Annotated in this window: 3 tRNA genes and 1 rRNA gene; all 4 read left to right on the forward strand. The window is 49.5% G+C overall.

The window, feature by feature from the left end:
- Nucleotides 1-47 precede the first annotated feature (47 nt).
- Nucleotides 48-164 (forward strand): 5S ribosomal RNA (gene rrf / locus IV54_RS09295).
- Nucleotides 165-170: 6 nt separating this feature from the next.
- Nucleotides 171-243, forward strand: a tRNA-Asn gene (locus IV54_RS09300).
- A 9-nt stretch (nucleotides 244-252) separates the two neighbouring features.
- Nucleotides 253-343, forward strand: a tRNA-Ser gene (locus IV54_RS09305).
- Nucleotides 344-355: 12 nt separating this feature from the next.
- Nucleotides 356-428 (forward strand) — tRNA-Glu (locus IV54_RS09310).
- The last annotated feature ends 55 nt before the right edge of the window (nucleotides 429-483 follow it).

The raw sequence follows: 483 nt of genomic DNA on the forward strand, positions 1-483 counted from the left end.
AGATAATTGAATAATATCTAGTTTTGAGAGAAGAAGTTCTTTCATAGTGTAGTGACGATAGCCTGAAGGATACACCCGTTCCCATGCCGAACACGGAAGTTAAGCTTCAGCACGCTGATAGTAGTTGGGGGATCGCCCCCTGCGAGGATAGGACGTTGCTACGCGATTATTCCGGCATAGCTCAGTTGGTAGAGCACCTGACTGTTAATCAGGTTGTCGACGGTTCGAGCCCGCCTGCCGGAGCTTAATAATGGAGAGTTGTCCGAGTGGCTGAAGGAGCAGCATTGGAAATGCTGTAAACGGGTACTAACCTGTTTCGAGGGTTCGAATCCCTCACTCTCCGTTTTCAAAGTATGACCCGTTGGTCAAGTGGTTTAAGACACTGCCCTTTCACGGCAGTAACATGGGTTCGAATCCCGTACGGGTCATTTTGGAGGATTAGCTCAGTTGGGAGAGCGTCTGCCTTACAAGCAGAGGGTCACA

It is taken from the genome of Levilactobacillus paucivorans (assembly GCF_001437125.1).
GTDB lineage: Bacteria > Bacillota > Bacilli > Lactobacillales > Lactobacillaceae > Levilactobacillus > Levilactobacillus paucivorans.